16 protein-coding genes are annotated in these 17286 nt (G+C 69.4%); 4 read left to right on the top strand and 12 right to left on the bottom strand.

The window, feature by feature from the left end:
* Window positions 1–80 precede the first annotated feature (80 nt).
* Entirely contained in the window at window positions 81–650 is a 570-nt protein-coding gene (locus ACPT94_RS18905) for a TetR/AcrR family transcriptional regulator (RefSeq protein WP_360333104.1), read from the bottom strand.
* A gap of 126 nt (window positions 651–776) precedes the next feature.
* On the opposite strand from ACPT94_RS18905, the gene ACPT94_RS18910 reads away from it, so the two are divergent.
* The gene (locus ACPT94_RS18910) at window positions 777–1484 is read left to right on the top strand and encodes an alpha/beta fold hydrolase (RefSeq protein ID WP_425246349.1); all 708 of its coding nucleotides are present in this window, start codon (window positions 777–779) and stop codon (window positions 1482–1484) included.
* Window positions 1485–1817: 333 nt separating this feature from the next.
* Here ACPT94_RS18910 and ACPT94_RS18915 read toward each other — a convergent pair whose 3' ends face one another.
* Window positions 1818–3653 (bottom strand): glycoside hydrolase family 15 protein, encoded by a 1836-nt coding sequence (locus tag ACPT94_RS18915; protein WP_425246350.1) that lies wholly within the window; start codon window positions 3651–3653, stop codon window positions 1818–1820.
* 143 nt (window positions 3654–3796) lie between these two features.
* Here ACPT94_RS18915 and ACPT94_RS18920 point away from each other — a divergent pair, with 143 nt between their 5' ends.
* Window positions 3797–4300 (top strand): GNAT family N-acetyltransferase, encoded by a 504-nt coding sequence (locus ACPT94_RS18920; RefSeq protein ID WP_360333110.1) that lies wholly within the window; start codon window positions 3797–3799, stop codon window positions 4298–4300.
* A gap of 344 nt (window positions 4301–4644) precedes the next feature.
* On the opposite strand, the gene ACPT94_RS18925 is transcribed toward ACPT94_RS18920, so the two are convergent.
* From ACPT94_RS18925 to ACPT94_RS18935, 3 genes are all read right to left on the bottom strand, one after another.
* Complete coding sequence (locus ACPT94_RS18925; protein ID WP_360333113.1) at window positions 4645–5274, bottom strand: hypothetical protein; 630 nt, start codon at window positions 5272–5274, stop codon at window positions 4645–4647.
* A 545-nt stretch (window positions 5275–5819) separates the two neighbouring features.
* Complete coding sequence (locus tag ACPT94_RS18930) at window positions 5820–6611, bottom strand: aminoglycoside adenylyltransferase family protein (RefSeq protein ID WP_425246351.1); 792 nt, start codon at window positions 6609–6611, stop codon at window positions 5820–5822.
* Window positions 6612–6973: 362 nt separating this feature from the next.
* Window positions 6974–7618 carry a TetR/AcrR family transcriptional regulator gene (locus ACPT94_RS18935; protein ID WP_360333119.1) on the bottom strand — a complete coding sequence of 215 codons (645 nt, stop codon included), beginning with the start codon at window positions 7616–7618 and terminating at the stop codon, window positions 6974–6976.
* A 117-nt stretch (window positions 7619–7735) separates the two neighbouring features.
* On the opposite strand from ACPT94_RS18935, the gene ACPT94_RS18940 reads away from it, so the two are divergent.
* Entirely contained in the window at window positions 7736–8653 is a 918-nt protein-coding gene (locus tag ACPT94_RS18940) for an alpha/beta fold hydrolase (protein ID WP_360333122.1), read from the top strand.
* A gap of 144 nt (window positions 8654–8797) precedes the next feature.
* Here the strand turns inward: ACPT94_RS18940 and ACPT94_RS18945 are convergent, their stop codons facing one another.
* Window positions 8798–9430, bottom strand: coding sequence for a TetR/AcrR family transcriptional regulator (locus ACPT94_RS18945; RefSeq protein WP_425246352.1), 633 nt, complete (start codon window positions 9428–9430; stop codon window positions 8798–8800).
* 51 nt (window positions 9431–9481) lie between these two features.
* Here ACPT94_RS18945 and ACPT94_RS18950 point away from each other — a divergent pair, with 51 nt between their 5' ends.
* The gene (locus ACPT94_RS18950; RefSeq protein ID WP_360333128.1) at window positions 9482–10033 is read left to right on the top strand and encodes a GNAT family N-acetyltransferase; all 552 of its coding nucleotides are present in this window, start codon (window positions 9482–9484) and stop codon (window positions 10031–10033) included.
* A gap of 434 nt (window positions 10034–10467) precedes the next feature.
* On the opposite strand, the gene ACPT94_RS18955 is transcribed toward ACPT94_RS18950, so the two are convergent.
* From ACPT94_RS18955 to ACPT94_RS18980, 6 genes are all read right to left on the bottom strand, one after another.
* Window positions 10468–11016 carry a tellurite resistance TerB family protein gene (locus tag ACPT94_RS18955; RefSeq protein ID WP_360333131.1) on the bottom strand — a complete coding sequence of 183 codons (549 nt, stop codon included), beginning with the start codon at window positions 11014–11016 and terminating at the stop codon, window positions 10468–10470.
* A gap of 349 nt (window positions 11017–11365) precedes the next feature.
* Window positions 11366–11761 carry a GNAT family N-acetyltransferase gene (locus ACPT94_RS18960; protein WP_425246353.1) on the bottom strand — a complete coding sequence of 132 codons (396 nt, stop codon included), beginning with the start codon at window positions 11759–11761 and terminating at the stop codon, window positions 11366–11368.
* A 330-nt stretch (window positions 11762–12091) separates the two neighbouring features.
* On the bottom strand, window positions 12092–14146 hold the full coding sequence (locus tag ACPT94_RS18965; RefSeq protein ID WP_425246354.1) for a DEAD/DEAH box helicase: 2055 nt from the start codon (window positions 14144–14146) through the stop codon (window positions 12092–12094).
* Between the two features lie 173 nt (window positions 14147–14319).
* Window positions 14320–15561, bottom strand: a complete 1242-nt coding sequence (locus ACPT94_RS18970; protein WP_360333141.1) for a PP2C family protein-serine/threonine phosphatase — start codon at window positions 15559–15561, stop codon at window positions 14320–14322.
* Between the two features lie 227 nt (window positions 15562–15788).
* Window positions 15789–15956: a hypothetical protein gene (locus ACPT94_RS18975; protein WP_425246355.1), complete on the bottom strand. Its 168-nt coding sequence runs from the start codon at window positions 15954–15956 to the stop codon at window positions 15789–15791.
* Between the two features lie 126 nt (window positions 15957–16082).
* Window positions 16083–17267: a cytochrome P450 gene (locus ACPT94_RS18980; protein WP_425246356.1), complete on the bottom strand. Its 1185-nt coding sequence runs from the start codon at window positions 17265–17267 to the stop codon at window positions 16083–16085.
* Window positions 17268–17286 lie beyond the last annotated feature (19 nt).

Genomic DNA, 17286 nt, shown 5'->3' on the forward strand with positions numbered 1-17286 from the left:
GCGCCCCGCCCCCCCCCGGGGGGCGGCCCCCCCCGCCCCGCCCGCCCCCCCCCCCCCCCCCCCCCCCCCACGGCCGGTTGTCAGGCGTCCTGGGCGGGGAATACCCCGTCGACGGCCCGGCGCAGCGTTTCGCGGACAACTGCGGCGTCGTCGAGCTCTGCGGCCTGGAACGCGCCGTCGTGCAGCAGGACGAGTACGCGGGCGGCGTGGTCGGGGTCTGGGTGGCCCAGGTCGGCCGAGAGGTCGCGCAGCACCTCGAACAACCATGTGCGCTGGTCGTCGATGACCGAGCGCACCGGGTGGGCGCGGTCGGGGTACTCCGCGGCGGCGTTGAGGAACTGGCAGCCGCGGAAGCCGTCCTCGAGGGTCGCGTCGCCAAGCACGGCCATGACCGCGCGGAGCGCCTCGCGCGGCGACTTGCCGTCTCGCGCGCGCCCGACCGCGTCCCGGATCCCCTCTGCGGTGGTCTTGAGGTAGGCGGAGACCAGGTCGTCCTTACTGGGGAAGTGCCGGTAGAAGGTGGCGCGCGTGACCTTGGCTTCGGTGACGAGGCGGTCGACGCCCACGGCGTGGATGCCCTCCGCGTAGAACAGGCGTGACGCCGTGCGCAGCAGCCGGTCCTTGGGGTGGATGTCCGGGGCGGTCGTCATAGACGCCATCGTAGGGAAAGACCGATCGTTCTGCACTGTTGGCCACGCCACATTGCGTTGCGAGGAAGAATGACTATTCTTTCTGCCAGAAAGACCGATCGTTCTGCCTGAAGAGGATGAAGCCCCTTGAACACCACCCCCACGATCGTCCTGGTCCACGGTGCCTTCGGTGACTCCACCATGTGGAATGGCGTGGTCGCCCGGCTCCAGGAACGCGGCTACACCACCGTCGCCGCAGCGAACCCGCTGCGCGGCCTGGAGTCCGACGCGCAGTACGTCGCCACCGTGAGCAAGGCCGTGGACGGCCCGGTCGTCCTGGTGGGCCACTCCTACGCGGGCGCCGTGATCACCCGCGCCGCCCGCGAGGCGTCCAACGTCGATGCCCTGGTCTACGTCGCCGCGTTCCAGCCCGACGAGGGCGAGAGCGCCCTCGAAAACGCCGCCCGCTTCCCCGGTGCCAAGATGGGGCCGGACACCACCGCCGTGATCGAGCACGACGGCGAGCCGGAGCTGCGGATCCTGCCCGAGCACTTCCGGGACGTCATCGCGGGGGACCTGCCCGAGGCGACCACGAGCGTCCTCGCGGTCACCCAGCGCCCGGTGCGCCAGCAGGCGCTGACGGCCGAGCTGTCCGGCGAGCCGGCGTGGCGCACCCTGCCGTCGTGGGCGCTGATAGCGACGCAGGACAACGCCATCCCGGCCCAGGCGCAGGAGTTCATGGCGGAGCGCGCCGGGTCGCACGTCGTGCGCCTCGAAGCGTCCCACGCGGTGTCCATCTCGCAGCCGGACGCGGTGGCCGACCTGATCGTGGAGGCCGCCAGGACCACTCGCTGAACCTCCTCTCGCCACCGCCACCGCGGCGCTCGGCTCCGGTGGCGGTGGCTCCTGTACCGAGTCTCAGCGCCGGGACTCCGGCGCCATGCGCATCCCGCTCGAGCCATTCGGGCCTGACGTCCGATCGACGAGCAACGCAAGGAGAGCAATTGCCTTTGCCCTTACGGGCGTTCTTCGGTGATTTTGGATGGCCTTCGACCTCGGCCTCGCCTCCGGTTCCCCCAGCGGCAAGGGCCGGGACGCCCTGGCGCTCGCAGATCCGGATGACCCGGTGGGCGCGGGCCGCGGGCGACGGCACCCTCCAGACGTCCGCCGGGACCGGAACCCGGGTCGTCAACCCAGCGCCCGGTCCAGGTTGAAGGCCGCACTGATCAGCGCCAGATGGGTGAACGCCTGCGGGAAGTTGCCCTGTTGCTGACCGGTGCGACTGATCTCCTCGGCGTACAGGCCCAGATGGTTGGCGTACGTCAGCATCTTCTCGAAGGACAGCCGGGCCTCGTCCAGCCGGCCGGCGTGTACCAGGGCCTCGACGTACCAGAAGGAGCAGATGGAGAACGTGCCCTCGTCACCGCGCACTCCGTCGGGGCTGGCCATAGGGTCGTAGCGGTAGACGAGGGAATCCGACACCAGGTCGTGGGTGAGCGCGTCGAGGGTGGACAGCCACTTGGGGTCGGTCGGGGCGATGAACTTGCTCAGCGGCATCATCAGCAGCGCCGCGTCCAGCACGTCCCCGTCCTCGTACTGCACGAAGGCCCGGCGGTTCCGGGACCAGCCCCGGGTGTGGATGCGCCGGTAGATCGTGTCGCGGCACTCCCGCCAGCGGGACAGGTCGGCGGGCAGCCCGCGCCGGTTGGCCATCCGGATGGCCCGCTCGATCGCCACCCAGCACATCAGCCGCGAGTACAGGAAGTCCTTGCGGCCGCCGCGGGTCTCCCAGATGCCCTCGTCGGGCTGGTCCCAGTGCGCGCAGACCCAGTCGACGAGGGCGCACACGTCGTCCCACTGGGCGCTGGAGACGGGCCGGGCCCATTTGTCGTAGAGGTAGATGGAGTCGATCAGAGCGCCGTAGATGTCGAGCTGGAGCTGGTCCGCGGCGCTGTTGCCGATCCGCACCGGCCCGGAGCCGCGGTGGCCCTCCAGGTGGAGGAGCACGGTTTCCGTCAGGTCCGTGCGCCCGTCGATGCCGTACATGATCTGCAGGGGACCGGAGGGGTTTCCGTCGCCGGGACTGATGTGCCGTGTCACGAACTCCATGAACGCCTCGGCCTCGCCGGTGAAGCCCAACCGCAGCAGCGCGTAGACGCAGAAGGCGGCGTCGCGCACCCAGACGTAACGGTAGTCCCAGTTGCGTTCGCCGCCCATCTGCTCGGGCAGGCTGGTGGTCGGCGCGGCGACGATCGCCCCGGTGGGCGCGTAGGTGAGCAGCTTCAGGGTGAGCGCGGAGCGGTGCACCATCTCCCGCCAGCGGCCCCGGTACCCGGAGGCGGACAGCCAGCGCCGCCAGTACGCGACCGTGGCGGCGAACTCCGCCTCCGCCTCGTGGTGGGCGCACTGGCGCGGACGCACCTGCCCGCCGACCCGGTCGAGGGCGAACACCGCCGACTCGCCCTCGGAGAGCTTGAAGTCGGCGTGCACGTCCGGCCCGTCGGTCTCCAGGGGCACCGTGGCGGTCAGCGCGAGGGACAGCTCCTCGGACTCGAAGACCGCCACATCGCCCGCCATGCGGAGGGTGTGCGGGAGGGCGCCGTAGTGGAAGCGCGGGGCCACACGCGTGCGGAACGGGAGGGCGCCGCGCACGCACACCACGCGCCGGATCAGCCGGTGCCGCTCCGCCTCGGCGGCCCCGCCGGTCACCGGCATGAAGTCCTGCACCTCACCGACCCCGTCCTCGGTGAAGAACCGGGTGATCAGGACGTTGGTGTCGGGGAAGTAGAACTGCTTGGTCCGTGCAGGTACGGCCGCCGCGAGTTCGAAGCGGCCGCCGCGCTCGGCGTCCAGGATCGAGCCGAAGACGCTCGGGGCGTCGAAGGCGCCGCAGCAGTACCAGTCGACCGTGCCGTCCGTCCCGACGAGGGCCACGCTGCGCAGGTCCCCGATCAGCCCGTGCTCGGCGATCGGCAGGTAGCGGGTGCCCTGGTGTGCGTAGGGGTAGCTCGACATGTCCGTCATCGCACCTCCCTGGCCCGACCCGCACCGGCGAGGCTTCCAGCCTAGTACTCCCGTCGTAGATCGCTATGTGGCCCGGGCCTGGGGCTGTCTGCCGCCGACGGAAACCAGGTGACCTCGGCGTACTGCCTGGGTAAGGTCGGGCAATGCCCGAACTGAAGCGGCTGCATGCTGATCATGCCCCGGCGGTCCTGGCCTTCGAGCTGGCGAACCGCGCCTACTTCGCTGCCTCGGTTCCCGACCGCGGCGACGACTTCTTCGATCAGTTCACCGACCGGTACGACGCCTTGCTGGCTGAGCAGGAGGCCGGCATGTGCGCCTTCCACGTGCTCGTCACCGAGGACGGTTCGATACTCGGCAGGTTCAATCTGGTCGACATCGAAGACCACACCGCGGAACTCGGCTACCGGGTCGCGCAGCATGTCGCCGGCCGTGGTGTGGCGACCGTGACCGTCAGGGAGTTGTGCCGGCTGGCGGCGGCCCAGTACGGGCTGCGCACACTGCGGGCGGCCACCGCCCGCCGGAATGCCGCGTCCCAGAAGGTGCTGACCAAAGCCGGCTTCGTCCCCGTCGGCCCGGCCGACCCGGCCCACCTCTCCGGTGAGCCAGGCACGTGGTATCAGCGCGACCTCGGGCTCCAGGTGTATTGATCACGAGTGTTGTTGACACTGGTGGGTCTTGAACATGGCGAAGGCCTCCGATGTGGTGGAGCTGTCTGGGAACGCACCGCACGGAGGTCTTCGTGTCCCACCGTAATGCCCGGCTGACCGTTCACGGCAGGCGGCTGCTGGTCGAACGTGTCCGCTCCGGCCATCCCGTCGCGCATGTCGCCGGGTCTGGGGTCGATCGCCCATCGGGCGCCGCCGTCGGAGCGCAACGAGGAGCGCGGGGCGCCCGAGTGGGTACCCCGGACGCCCCTGAACAGGCTGATTGAGCTCGGCTGTGGTTGCCGTTGACGCTTTGGTTCGGCTCTCGATCTGTTGGGCACTGCCCTTCAGGCAGTCTTGTCCTGCTCTGGCTGCTCTTGGTCCGCGGTCGAGTGGGGCGCGTCGGGGGAGGCGTAGAAGACGGACGTGCCCTGCTTGGTGCGCTGGGCGTGGTTCTTGGCTACGAGTCCTTCGAGTGTGGTCCGGACGACGGTGGTTTTGATGTTGCGCTCGGGGTGTTGCTGCCCGAGTGACTGGGCGACCTCGGCTGCGGACCGTGGTTCGTTCTGGGCGGCCAGGTGCTCGCGGACCAGGGAGACGAGCGAGGGCTGAGCCGGCTCGGCAGTGGTGGTCGGGGCTGCCTTCTTCTTGCCGGCCGGCTTGCGGGCCGGCGGGGCGGACTTCTTGGCCTTGGTCTGCTTGGCGGTGCCTGCCGCGGCCGTGGCCTTCTTGCGGGGGGCGGGTACTGCCGTGACCGGTTCGTCCGCCGGTGCGGCGGGGGAGGGCTCGATGCCGAGGGCCTGCTGGACGTTCAGCAGGACGGTGCGGTCCTTTTCCAGAGTCGCCAACTGCTCTTGTAGCGTCGCGATTTCACCGGCGATGCGTTCCTGTTCCTTGACGTTGCGCTCCAGGTCACTGGCCACCTGGGCTGCGTACTGGGAGGTCACCCCGTTCGGTGCGGTCGTGGTGTCAGACATGATTGTCACGCTCCTTCATGGCCCTCACAGGCCAGGGCCGGGGACCCTTGTTGTGTGTGGGAGTTGATACGCACCCTTTCCAACGGGTCCTGCGTCCGTCAGTTACTGCTCTGTCGTGTTGTAGTGATACTACGGATGAGAGGTTGGTTGTTCTCTTCTGCAAGGCTCGGCACTGCTGGGCAGGGAGCAGGCAATGGGTCGGTACCGGCGCCTTCCCGTGCTGTGTGCGGGGTGCGGTGGTGCCTTGCGGCTGTTGTGCCACAGCACGTCGTCGGTGTCCTGCGGGTGTTGCCAGGTGATGACAACACGGACGGTCACCAGCCGATCGAGGAGTTCCACGGTCTGCTGCGATGAGTGCCCGCACAAGCGGGCGACGACTCCATGTCTGCCAAGGGCCTCCTCGCGTTCACGCGCAAGGCGCACTGGAGGGCCGGCAGCCGGACAGCCGAGAACGGGCGACATGCGGACGCGCGGAAGCGCGGAGCTCGGCAGGGTGCAGGTGGACCACCGTCACGTTTGACACCCGGGACGTGAGACAGCGGCCCTCACATCCGATGGGTTCGGGTGCGCAGGCGGTCGATCTCAGCGAGCACCCGGTCCACATGTGGACGCACCTGTGCCTGCACTCCGTCGCTCCAACTCTCCTCGCAATAGCGGGAGTTGAGATACAGCTGCCTGGCGTGTTCGAGGGCGGCGCGGTGCTCGGGCGGGAGCTGGGCGAGGGCCCAGTCGGCGGCGGCGTCCTTCGACTTGATCTGGCCAGTGGCGAGCGTGGTCCAGATGCGGGCGAAGGTCAGCAGGACGTTGCGGGTGTCGCTGTCCAGGTCGTCGAGCAGGCCTGGGACACCCGCCACGCTCGCCCGGACCAGGTCGGCCTGCGGGACCGGGTCGAGAACCTGCGCCGGGCGCGGGCCGGTGAGGGGGTGGTCGCCGGCCAGCGCCATGGTGATCAGCAGGGCCAGATCGGGCATCGGCTCCGGCTGGGGGACCTCCCCGGCCTCGTACTCCGCACGCAGCCACTCGCCGTAGAGGAAGTCGCCGGTCGGCGGGTATCGCCACGGTCGGACCTCGGACTGGACGACCACGGTGAGCTCGACCGGGCGGACCTTGTTTCGGGGGTCGGAGATCCGGAGCAGTCCATCGAGGAGTGTCCGTCGATCCTGTTCGTCCATTCGCCGCCGGGAGACGACCAGCACGTCCAGGTCGCTGGCCGGCCTGAGGCCGCCGAGCACGGAGGAGCCGTGGAGGTAGGTACCGATGACGTCTTGGCCCAGCACACCGTCGACAAGGCCCACGATCTCCTGAACCTGATGCACTGCATCAGCGTCTCCCGTCATCCGCTGGACCGCACAGCATTTTCTGATGTCGGCTGGTCAGGCAGATGCGGGGATGCCGCGGGCAGGGCCGGTCCCGGTGATGAAGCCGCCGATGGTGCCTGGCCGGCACCGGAGGCGTCTGCGCCGATTACGGACAAGCGTTGCCCGGTGGTCGAGGGCTACGACGGCGAGGTTGGCAGGCTGGGTTTGACTGGTGCTCATACCCCCTCGACCGGGTTGAGGTCGGGCGAGTGGGCGGGCAGCAGGAACAACAACGGCAGCCACTCGCGCTCGGCGATCAGCTCACGGCCGGGTGCGGGAGCCGGGCCGCGCAGCGATCAGTCAAGCCACCGACAGACGCCCCGAGCGCCGCCCGCTCACCGTCACCTGTGGTGCTCCCGCGCCCGTGTCCCCGCGTCGGCAGGATCGCTTCGGAAGATCCGGTCCAGGTGGTGGTCCAGGACCGCGGCGGCCGACTCCGGGCTGCGCTGGCCGACAAGGATGCTGGTGCCGAGTCCCGCAGACATGGCGAGCAGGCTGACAGCTTCCAGTCGCGCGTCCGCACCAGGCTGAAGGAGACCGCTCTCCCCTGCCTGCCTGAGGAGTTCGACAAGGGCGCTCTCGGCGGCATCAGGGTTCTTGATGAAGGGCTGAGAGGCGAGCGCCTGGTCGGTGACGGACAGAACGGCGTAGGACGTGTAGACGAGGTGGAAGGTGCGACTCTCCTCGTCGGTCGGCAATGCCGCCATCAGCATCGCCTCGATCATCGCGCGCGGTCCCGGACTCCGGCCGGCGGCGCGAAGCCGCGCGGTGACCCGGCTCCCGAATCTCTCGGCCAGATGCTGCAGCCCGTAGAGCAGCAGATTCTCTTTGGTCTCGAAGTAGTACTGCACCAGCCGCAGTGAGACGCCCGCCTCCGCTGCCACATCGCGCATACCCACGGCGTGCAGCCCACGTCGCGCCGCCACCTGAAGGAGCGCCTCGGCGATCTCGGTACGCCGCTCTGCGTGGTCCACGCGCTTGGGCATCGACCGCTCCTTCGCTCGCTGTCTCCACTGGCCGGTTGGTTCCACCCACCTTGATGATACAGCCGTATCATCAAGGTGATACGTTCGTACCACAAAACATCGACAGGACAACCGGAGGTGGCCGTGTCCCAGACCACGACCCGTACCCAGGCCGACGTCGGCCGCTATGTGAGCGATGACTGGCGCGACCGCTACTTCGCGGCCTGCGATGCGGTCTATGCGCTGGGAGCGCCCGCTCGCGCGGAAACGGACGTGGAGACTTCCTTCGGCACCACGCACGTCTACGAGTACGGCCCCACGGACCCGGCCGCCCAGTCGCGCACCCCCGTCGTCCTGGTGCACGGAGCGGGCTCCTGCTCTGCGATGTGGTACCCGAACACCCCCGCTCTCAGCGCCGCCCGTCCGGTCTACGCGATCGACACCCCAGGCGATCCCGGACGCAGCGTCCAGCGCGGACCCATCCATCAACCCGAACGCGCCGCACAGTGGCTGGACGAGACACTCGCCGCGCTCGGCCTCGAACGCGTGCACCTGGTCGGCTCCTCCTACGGCGGATGGCTGGCCCTGAACCAAGCGCACCGCAAGCCCGACCGCCTGGCCTCGGTCACGCTCCTCGACCCCGGCGGCCTGGAAAAGGTAGGTCTGCGCTTCTTCGTCTGGATCTTCGCCAGCCTGTTCGCGACCTTCGCACCCAAGGCGCTACGCCCACGACTGGCAGCGTGGCTGGAACAGCCGGTCCTCGTCGTGCCGGAGCTACGCACCATGATCAGGCTGGGCGTTCGCGCTTACCGCATACGCCGTCCCGCCCCACTGCCTCTGTCCGAGGACGAACTGTCCACCATCCACACGCCGCTCTACCTGTTGCTCGGTAAGCGAAGCCTGCTCGTGCACCCGCACAGGCAGGTCGAGCGCGTCCCACGCCTGATACCAGGCGCCCGCGCCGAAATCATCTCCGACACCGGCCACGGACCCCAGATCGACCACGCGGACGAGGTCAACCGCCGGATGCTGAGCTTCATGGATTCCGTCGACTGACACCCCCCCACATCCGACGGGCCCGGGGACGGCGGATCCCCCTGCCGGGTGCTCTCGCGCGAGACCCGTGGTATCGCCTGATGCCTTGCCGCGGGATCACGTAGGCCAGTGTTCAGGGCCACGGCAGCGGGCGATCATCGGTCCTCAGAGCCCGCCGTCGGGATCGTGTCGAGTGACGGTCGTCGGATCAGTGCGGGCGGTCAGGGTGGTCAGGTAGTCGTCCAGGAGCTCGACTTGCCGCTGTGGCGGGAACGTCGCCGGGGCGAACAGGGCCTGGACCACCAGGCCGAGAACGAAGGACTGAGCGCCGGCCGCGATGTGTACGGGGTTGCCAGGGGGCAGTTCGCCGAGTTCCTGGGCTGCGGCCACCCGGTCGGTCAGCCTGTCGCGGCTTTGGGCGTACTTGCGGGCGTAGTCCGTGCACAGGTCAGGGTCCGCGAGTGCGGCGTCCCAGGAGGAGACCCAGATCCGGTTGCTGTCGGTGGCCTCCGGGGTCAGCGGCAGGATGTCCAGCAGTGCGTCCCTGAGGGCGGCCAGACCTTTGCCCGTATGGCGGCGAGGGCGGGAGACGGTGCGCTGTTCGAGCAGGTCAAGCGCGTACTCCACCAAGGCGCGCTTGGTGGGGAAGTAGTGCGTGAGCAGGCCGGTGGTCGCGCCGAGTTCGGCGGCGACGGCGCGCAGGGTCAGGCCGGCGAAGCCGCGTGTGGCCATGACCTGCCAGACCGCTTCTGAGACGTCGCGTCGGCGGGCCTCGTGATCTCCCTTGGTGCGTGGCATGCTGTCACGGTACATTGACGTAACGTTTGTTATGTGAATGGGGAGGCGCTCATGTTCTCGCTGTCGCTGCGCGACGGTGCTCGCCTTGCTCCGCTGGAGGTATGGCATGCCGGGGAGTTCGCTGACCATGTGGACCGGGCGCGCGAGCACATTCGTCCGTGGGTCGGGCCCGCGTTCGTCACCGACGATGTGGACGGGGCGCGGGCCACGCTCAAGCGGTATGCCGAACGCCAGGCCGGCGACGGCGCCCGCCTGTACGGCATCTGGCGGGATGGGGTGCTGGTCGGCGGTGTGATGTTCACCGATTTCGACGCTGCTGTCGGTTCGTGTGAGATCGGTTGCTGGCTGGAGTCGTCCGCTGAGGGCCACGGCCTCGTCACGCAAGCGTGTGGCGCGTTGTTGGACTGGGCGTTCACGTCCCGGGGGCTGCACCGGGCCGAGTGGCACTGCCGGGCCGACAACGACCGCAGCTCAGCGGTGGCCAAGCGGCTGGGCATGACGCTGGAGGGCGTACGGCGCAAGGCATGGCCGTACGAGGGCGTGCGCTACGACAAGCAGCTCTGGGCGATCCTTGCTCCCGAATGGCGAGCGCAGGGTCACTGACGGGCGACGGCTCTGCCAGACCAACATGCAGTCGCTTCAAGACCCTTGCGAAGCACAAGTACGACGGGTGCTCGCCGTCCTGCGTGAGGTGAGCGGCGCGAAGCAGCGGTCGCGCTTCCAGGTCCGGCGTCTCCTGCCGGAGAGGGCAGCCCGCTCAAAACGCGGCTTGGATGTGTGGTGCGGGGTCTTGGAGCCCCACCCGCGGTGTGGAGCTGGTACATCACTCGAGCCCACAGCGAGCCGGGGACCGTCCCCGCGAGCACGGAGAACCGTGACGTCGGCCTTCACGGCCACAACGGCTCGTGAAGGCCAACGTCACGCTCGCGTCCAGGCGTGGCGCTGCACCCCGGGCCCGCGATGATGGTCCCCAGCGGATGGACGGCAGGCTGGTGCGCAGCGCTTCAGCACGCCGGGAACACCACCGCAAGCGCAGATCAGAGCTGGAACTCGGCGGGAGCCACTCCCAGCGCCGTACACGCCTCCCGGATGATCATCTGCTCGGCCTGGGAGAAGTCGCCGTCAGCACCGGCGACGACGATGCCGGTCTGGATCACCGCCCTCGCCTCGGTCGGCTTCTTGGCGGCCTTCGCGATGTCCTGCATCGCCTCGACCTTGCCCTGTTGGAAGTTGTGGCTCAGCTGGTCCACATGCTTGTTGAAGCGCTGACGCAGCTGCTCCGGCGGGAAGTTCTGCAGCACCTCATTGCTCAGGATCATCGACTCGACGTGCTGCCGCTCGGCCGGATCCACGTGCCCGTCCGCGGCCGCGACCAGTGCGCACATCGCCATGCTCGCGTCCCGGTACGCACCGCTCTTCAGCTCGGTCTTGAGGGAGTTGAGCTGCGTCTTGAACGCGCTGACCAACTGAGCGCGTGTCCCACCGCCGGACCCCACGCCGCGACTGTGTCCGCCGGTCGGACCGCGGCCGCCCTGAGACTGCTGGAGAGCCCTGGCCTGGTCCTTGAGCCGGTCCCACACTGCCATTGACGTCACCTCGGTATTCGTCGGAGTCATCTAGCGAACCCGCTCGCGCGCGCTCACCAGACCAACGGCCGGCCTCCGGGTAAAGGTTCCACAAAGTGCCCTGATTCTGCGCCGGCAGCTCCCAGGCCTTGCCCTCTGCCATGGCTCCCAGCCAAAACCACCTACTGCGAGCGTTGCAGCGCAACTGACGGGCAGCCACATCACGTTGCGGGGCCGGCACAGCAGGCCGCGGACGCGTCACCTGCGTGGCTTCGTGAGCGAGAGCGGGCTCTGGCCCACTTGTGTGGTGGCACCACTGGGCGTGACGGCTGAGATTCCGGTGTCTCAGGCCAAGTGCTTGGCCGCCGCGTTAAAGGGCGATCAGCCCGGCTGCCGTCTCCTTGAAACCACAGGCGTAGAAGTAGAACGAACGCAGGTGCTCCTCGAAGTCGACGTGAAGCCACTCGCACTTCGCAGCACGGGCTTCCTCGGCCGCAGTGGCGACGAGCGCGGCTCCGACTCCCCTCGACCGGCAATGCTGGGCGACGACCGTGTCCAGGATGAAGGCATGGACTCCGCCGTCCCACACGACGTTGACGAAGCCGATCAGAGAGCCGTCTTCCCGTGCGCAGACCCAGCCGAGGCTGTGGCGCTCAAGCCGTGCTCGCCAGTCGCTCTGAGCGACCGGGTGGCCGAAGCCGTCGGCGTGGAGCGCGTTGAGGGAGGCGTTGTCGAAGTCGCCCCGCCACTCGTACTTGATCGTCACGCCCCGATCGTATGCTCGTGCCGAGCGCTGCACTGACCGGATCATGGAGCGAGGAGAACCCGCCTGCGGAGCAGCTGAGATCCGGCGCGGCCGAACATTGCGCTGACGAGGGTGCGGAGGCTGGGAAGGCCGTCGGTACGACTACCGAGCTGCTGCATGCCAGTACTCCTGGACCACCGTCCACGCCATCCGCGCCGTCCACGCCCCCCCGCCCCTCCGCCGCCTTCCCCGTCGGCCGCTTCCTGCTCACCCTCACGCCCGAACGGTACGAGGACGCCGGCGTCCAGGCTGTTCATCCCGGTCAACAGCCCTACACGCCGGCCGACGTGGTCACCTGATGTCTGTGCCCCCGGCTCCCGTGCCGTCCCGGCGCTGCTCAAGGCTCCCCGCCGGCCCAGCCTGCTTGCCCTGCCGTCCAACAGACGTGTCAGAGCGAGCGCCGCGGCGGGTGGAACTGCGGCCGCCGGTGCCGGCAGCACCGCCCGTGACTCCGCCGGCCGCCGCCCCGGCCGCGGCCCGGCGATCGGAACTGCGGCCTCCCCTGTCGGCGGCACCGCCCGTGGCCCGGCCGGCTCCCGCGCGGCGGGCGGGACCGCGCCCGCCGGTTGCGGAAGTGCCACTGGCCGCTGTCGTCCTGGCAGCGGCCCGACGGTCCGAGCCCCGGCCTCCCGTCGCGGTGGCAGCACCTGTCGAGGTTCCGGCCCCTCCGCCGTTTCGGCGTCGGCGACCGGAGGGCTTGCCGGGCTCGGTGCCGGTCTTCCGGGCCGGGCGGGACGCGGTCGGTGTCGTGGGTTGGGGCACCTCGATGGTGACGGGCACGCCGGAAGGCTCACGTGCGCCGGTGATGGTGGCCAGTTCCGCGTGGCTCGACGTGATGCGGACGGCCCGGGGGCGGATGCCCGCGTCCGACATGAGCCGGGTGACGTCCCGTTTCTGCTCGGGCAGGACCAGCGTGACCACGCTGCCGGAGCCACCGGCACGGGCCGTGCGGCCGCCCCGGTGGAGGTAGTCCTTGTGGTCGGTGGGGGGATCGACGTTCACGACGAGGTCGAGGTCGTCGATGTGTATGCCGCGGGCCGCGACGTTCGTGGCGACCAGCGCGGTGACCTGGCCGTTCTTGAACTGCTCCAGGGTGCGGTTGCGCTGCGGCTGGGAGCGGCCTCCGTGCAGTGCCGCCGCGCGGACACCGACGGCCAGGAGCCGCTTGGTGAGCCGGTCGGCGGACCTCTTGGTGTCGAGGAAGAGGATGACCCGGCCGTCACGGGCCGCGATGCGCGTGGTGACGGCCTTCTTGTCGGTCTCGTCCGGGACGTGGAGCACGTGGTGCTCCATGGTCGTCACCGCTCCCGCGGACGGGTCCACGGAGTGCACCACGGGGTCGGTCAGGAATCGCTGCACCAGGCGGTCGATGTTGTGATCCAGAGTGGCCGAGAAGAGCATGCGCTGGCCGTCGGGCCGTACCTGCTGGATCAGCCTGGTGATCTGCGGCAGGAAGCCCATGTCCGTCATCTGGTCGGCTTCGTCCAGCACCGTGATGCGTACGCTGTCGAGCACGCAGTCCCCGCGTTCCACGAGGTCGTTGAGCCTGCCCGGAGTTGCCACGAGTACTTCGGCGCCGCGCCGGAGTGCACCGGCCTGCTTGGTGATGGACAGCCCGCCGACCACGGTGGCCAGCCGGAGGTTCACCGCCGTCGCGTAGGGGGTCAGCGCGTCCGTCACCTGCTGGGCGAGTTCACGGGTGGGCACCAACACGAGGGCGAGGGGCGCCTTGGACTCCGCGCGCAGTCCGGCCGTGCGGGCCAGGAGCGCCAGCCCGAACGCGAGGGTCTTGCCGGAGCCGGTGCGTCCCCGCCCCAGCACGTCACGGCCGGTGAGCGAGTTGGGCAGCGTGGCGGCCTGGATGGGGAACGGGGTGGTGACGCCTTGCGTGGTGAGGGTTTTCAGCAGCCCGGCGGGCATGTCCAGACCGGCGAAGTCCTCGACGGCGGGGAGTGCGGGTGTCGTGCTTTCCGGTAGCCGGAACTCCCTTGGCGACGACGCGGACGGTCGGGGTGACGAGGAGCGGCGGTTCGACTTCTGGGGCCTGCGGGGCATGCGGTTGTCTGCCTTCCTGAAAACAGCGCAAACCGGGGTGCGCCCCGGCCCGGGGCGGACCCCGGGGGGGGGGTACGCGTCCGGCGAGACGGCGGGGACGATGTTCTCCGCCTGCGGGCCCTTCTGGCCCTGCGTGACGTCGAAGGAGACCCGCTGGCCCTCCTGGAGCTCACGGAAGCCCTGCGTCGCGATGTTCGAGTAGTGGGCGAAGACGTCGGGGCCGCCGCCGTCCTGCGCGATGAAGCCGAAACCCTTTTCAGAGTTGAACCACTTCACGGTTCCCTGTGCCATGACCTTCTCCTTCTGTAGGCAGAGGCCCCATCCGGAGACGCCGGAAAACAAATAATGCGCCTGGAGGAGAAGCATTCCCCTCAGGCGCACACAAGTCCATGGGTACCACAACTGCAACCCTGAAAACGTAGCACAGTTCGGCGGCTCGTGGTGGATCACCAGGGCGCGTCGGGTCACAGGCGGATGACGATGAGGGCGATGTCGTCCGGTGCGCCGCCGGCGACGTCGAGGCGGGCCAGCAGCGCGTCGGCCAGCTGGTCAGGGGCGAGGAGGTGGTCCTGTGTCAGGGCTGTGGTCAGGCGTGCCAGGCCGGCGTCGATGTCCTCGTCGCGACGCTCGATCAGGCCGTCGGTGTACAGCACGAGGCTGTCCCCCGGGGTGTAGTTGAGGCTGGCTTGGGGGCGGGGGACATGGTGGGGGCGGGCGCCGAGCGGTGGATCGGTCGCTTGGTCCAGCAGCTCGCAGGTGGCGTCGGAACGGAGCAGGACGGGCGGTGGGTGCCCGGCATCGCTGTAGATGATCAGTCTGCTGCGGGTGTCGATGAGTACCTTGACCGCGGTCGCGGCTGTGGCGCCGTCCAGGGAGCGGGCGTACAGGCCGAGGACTTCCAGTGCCTGGGCGGGGCTGGGAATGGCGCGGATGACTGCGCTCAGTGCGCTGCGGAGCATGCCCATGACGGCTGCGGCGTGCAGCCCGTGGCCGACGACGTCTCCGACCGCCGCGGCGTAGCGGTCGGGTGGCAGGTCGACGACGTCGTACCAGTCGCCGCACACGTTGAGTGAGGTGGTCGCCGGCAGGTAGCGCACGGCGATGTGCCCGGTGTGCCGGTCCAGGTCGGGGACGTAGAGCATGGCTTCCTGCAGGGTGACGGCGACTTGCCGTTCGCGGGCGTGGGCCTGCCGGAGTTCCTGGTTCAGCCGGTGCAGCTCGCGGGCCCGCGCGTACAGCTCGGCCGCCATGCCTTTCTCCCGCTGGGTGAACTCCTCGGTGAGCTGGCGTGCCCGGCGTGAGTGGATGAAGGCGGTGACGTCCTCGGCCCGTTGGACGATCCACTTCACGTTGCCGTCAGGCCCGGCGATCGGGGTGTTGGTGTCGGACCACCAGCGTTCCGCGAACCCGCCTGGCTGGTCGGGGGCGGGGATGTCGTATCGCTGCAGCACCAGGGTGTCCGGTTTCCCGGTGTCCAGGACCCGGCGCATCGACGCCTCCAGATTCCGTTGCGCGTCGTCGTCGGGGGTACCGGGATTGCCCGGCAGGGCGTCGAAGAAGAACTTCCCGACCAGCTCGCCCCTGCTCCGCCCGGTGGTCTGCAGACATGCCCGGTTGACGTAGCGGATCACCAGGTCCGTGTCCAGCACCAGGTACGGGCTCGGGGTGGCGTCGAAGAACTCCGTGAAGTCGATCTCTGCTGTCATTACGCGCTCTCCGTGGCCGCGAGCGCGGCTGCCGACACCTCCAATCTACGAGTGATCCCGCTCCCGGGCTCGCCGGAGGCGGATTCGGACGCCGGCTCGGGGGCAGGTGGCCCGCGGCGGCGAAGGGCCGCCGTGATGGGGCTGCCGGTGTGAGCAAAGTCGGCGTCACGGCTGGGGGAGCGGCCCGGCCGCGGGTAAGGCGCCTGGGCATGAGGGCGATCGCTGCTTCAGAAGAGCAGCACGGGGCGCCCGCGCACGCCGTCGACTCCCTGCATCAAGCCGTGGAAGACGTGCTGGCACACGCCACGGAACGCGGCGATCTGCCCCCACGCCCGGCGGCGCCATCCGGGGACCACTCGCTCGAGGTCTCCGTCGTGGTGGCCCTTGTGCTTCACTGGCAACCCCTCCGAGGCCAACCGATCACGGACGGCGACATAGGCGCGATCGTCGACAGGATCCTGACGCCACTCATCCAGAGCCGGTCTTCCGGCTGATCAACGCGGGGCATCACCCTCTGGACGTCAGCGCACGCGGACCGGCAACGCGGCGAACCCCCGTGTGATGTTGTTCAGGGCGCGCACCGGCTCGCCGTCGAGTGCGATGTGCCGCACCCGCTCGGCGAGGGCACACAGGACGGCGTGGGCCTCGAGGCGGGCGAGCCCCTGGCCGGCGCAGCCGTGGTTGCCGAAGCCGAAGCCGAGGTGGTCGACAGGGTTGCGGCGCACGTCGAACCGGTCGGGGTCGGGGAAATGGCGTTCGTCGCGGTTGGCGGCGCCATAGCTGTGCAGGATCCGGGCGCCCGCCGGGAGGGCGACGCCCTCGCCGAGGTCCACCTCGCGCGTGGTGACCCGGGAGAACAGCTGGATCGGGCTCTCGATCCGCACGATCTCGTTGAACGCGGACGGCACCAGCGACGAGTCGGCGCGCAGTGCTTCCCACTGTTCGGGGTGGCGGGCCAACAGCCACACGCCACTGGACAGGGCGGAGATCGTGGTGTCGAACGCGGCCACCACATAGCCGGCGAGCAGCCCGATCGCGCCCTCGACGGGAATCTGCCCGTTCTTGTGGGCGTCGAGCATGGTCCAGCCGAAGCCGCCGGGGACGAGGTTCTCCTTGGCGACGACCTGGGCGAGGTATGCCATGAGTGCCTCCACCCTCGGTACGGAGGCCGCCGTACGCGGCACCTCGGGGCCCGCCGAGTCGAACCAGCCGGCCGCCATGTCCAGCAACTGGTCACGGCCCTCCTGCGGCCAGCCGATCAGGTCCATGATCACGTGGACCGGGAGGTCCTGCGCGAGATCGGTGACCGCGTCGAAGGACCCTCGCTCCAGCAGCCGGTCCACGAGCATCCGCGCCCGCCGGTCGATGTCCTCGGCCACCGGTCGCAGGGCGCGCGGGGACAGCCGCTCGGTGAACAGCTTCCGCTGCTCGGTCTGTGCGGGCGGGTCCATGTTGATCAGCGCACTGCTCCACGCCTGGTTGAAGCCGTCGTTGAGCCCGATCCCCTGCGCGGAGGAGAAGGTCTCCCAGTCGCCGAGCGCCGCACGCACCTGCTCGTAGCGGGAGACGAACCACAGGTCGTGGCGGGTGAGGTAGGCGGCTGGGCCCAGGTCCCGCAGGTTCCTGTACTGGGGGTAGGGATCGGTGAGTGCCTGGTCGCTGAACAGGTCCGCGTCGGAGGTGAGAGCGGGCGTGGCGAGTGTCATGACGATCTCCTTGACGGTG

It is taken from the genome of Streptomyces aurantiaciflavus (assembly GCF_049808595.1).
Taxonomy (GTDB): domain Bacteria; phylum Actinomycetota; class Actinomycetes; order Streptomycetales; family Streptomycetaceae; genus Streptomyces.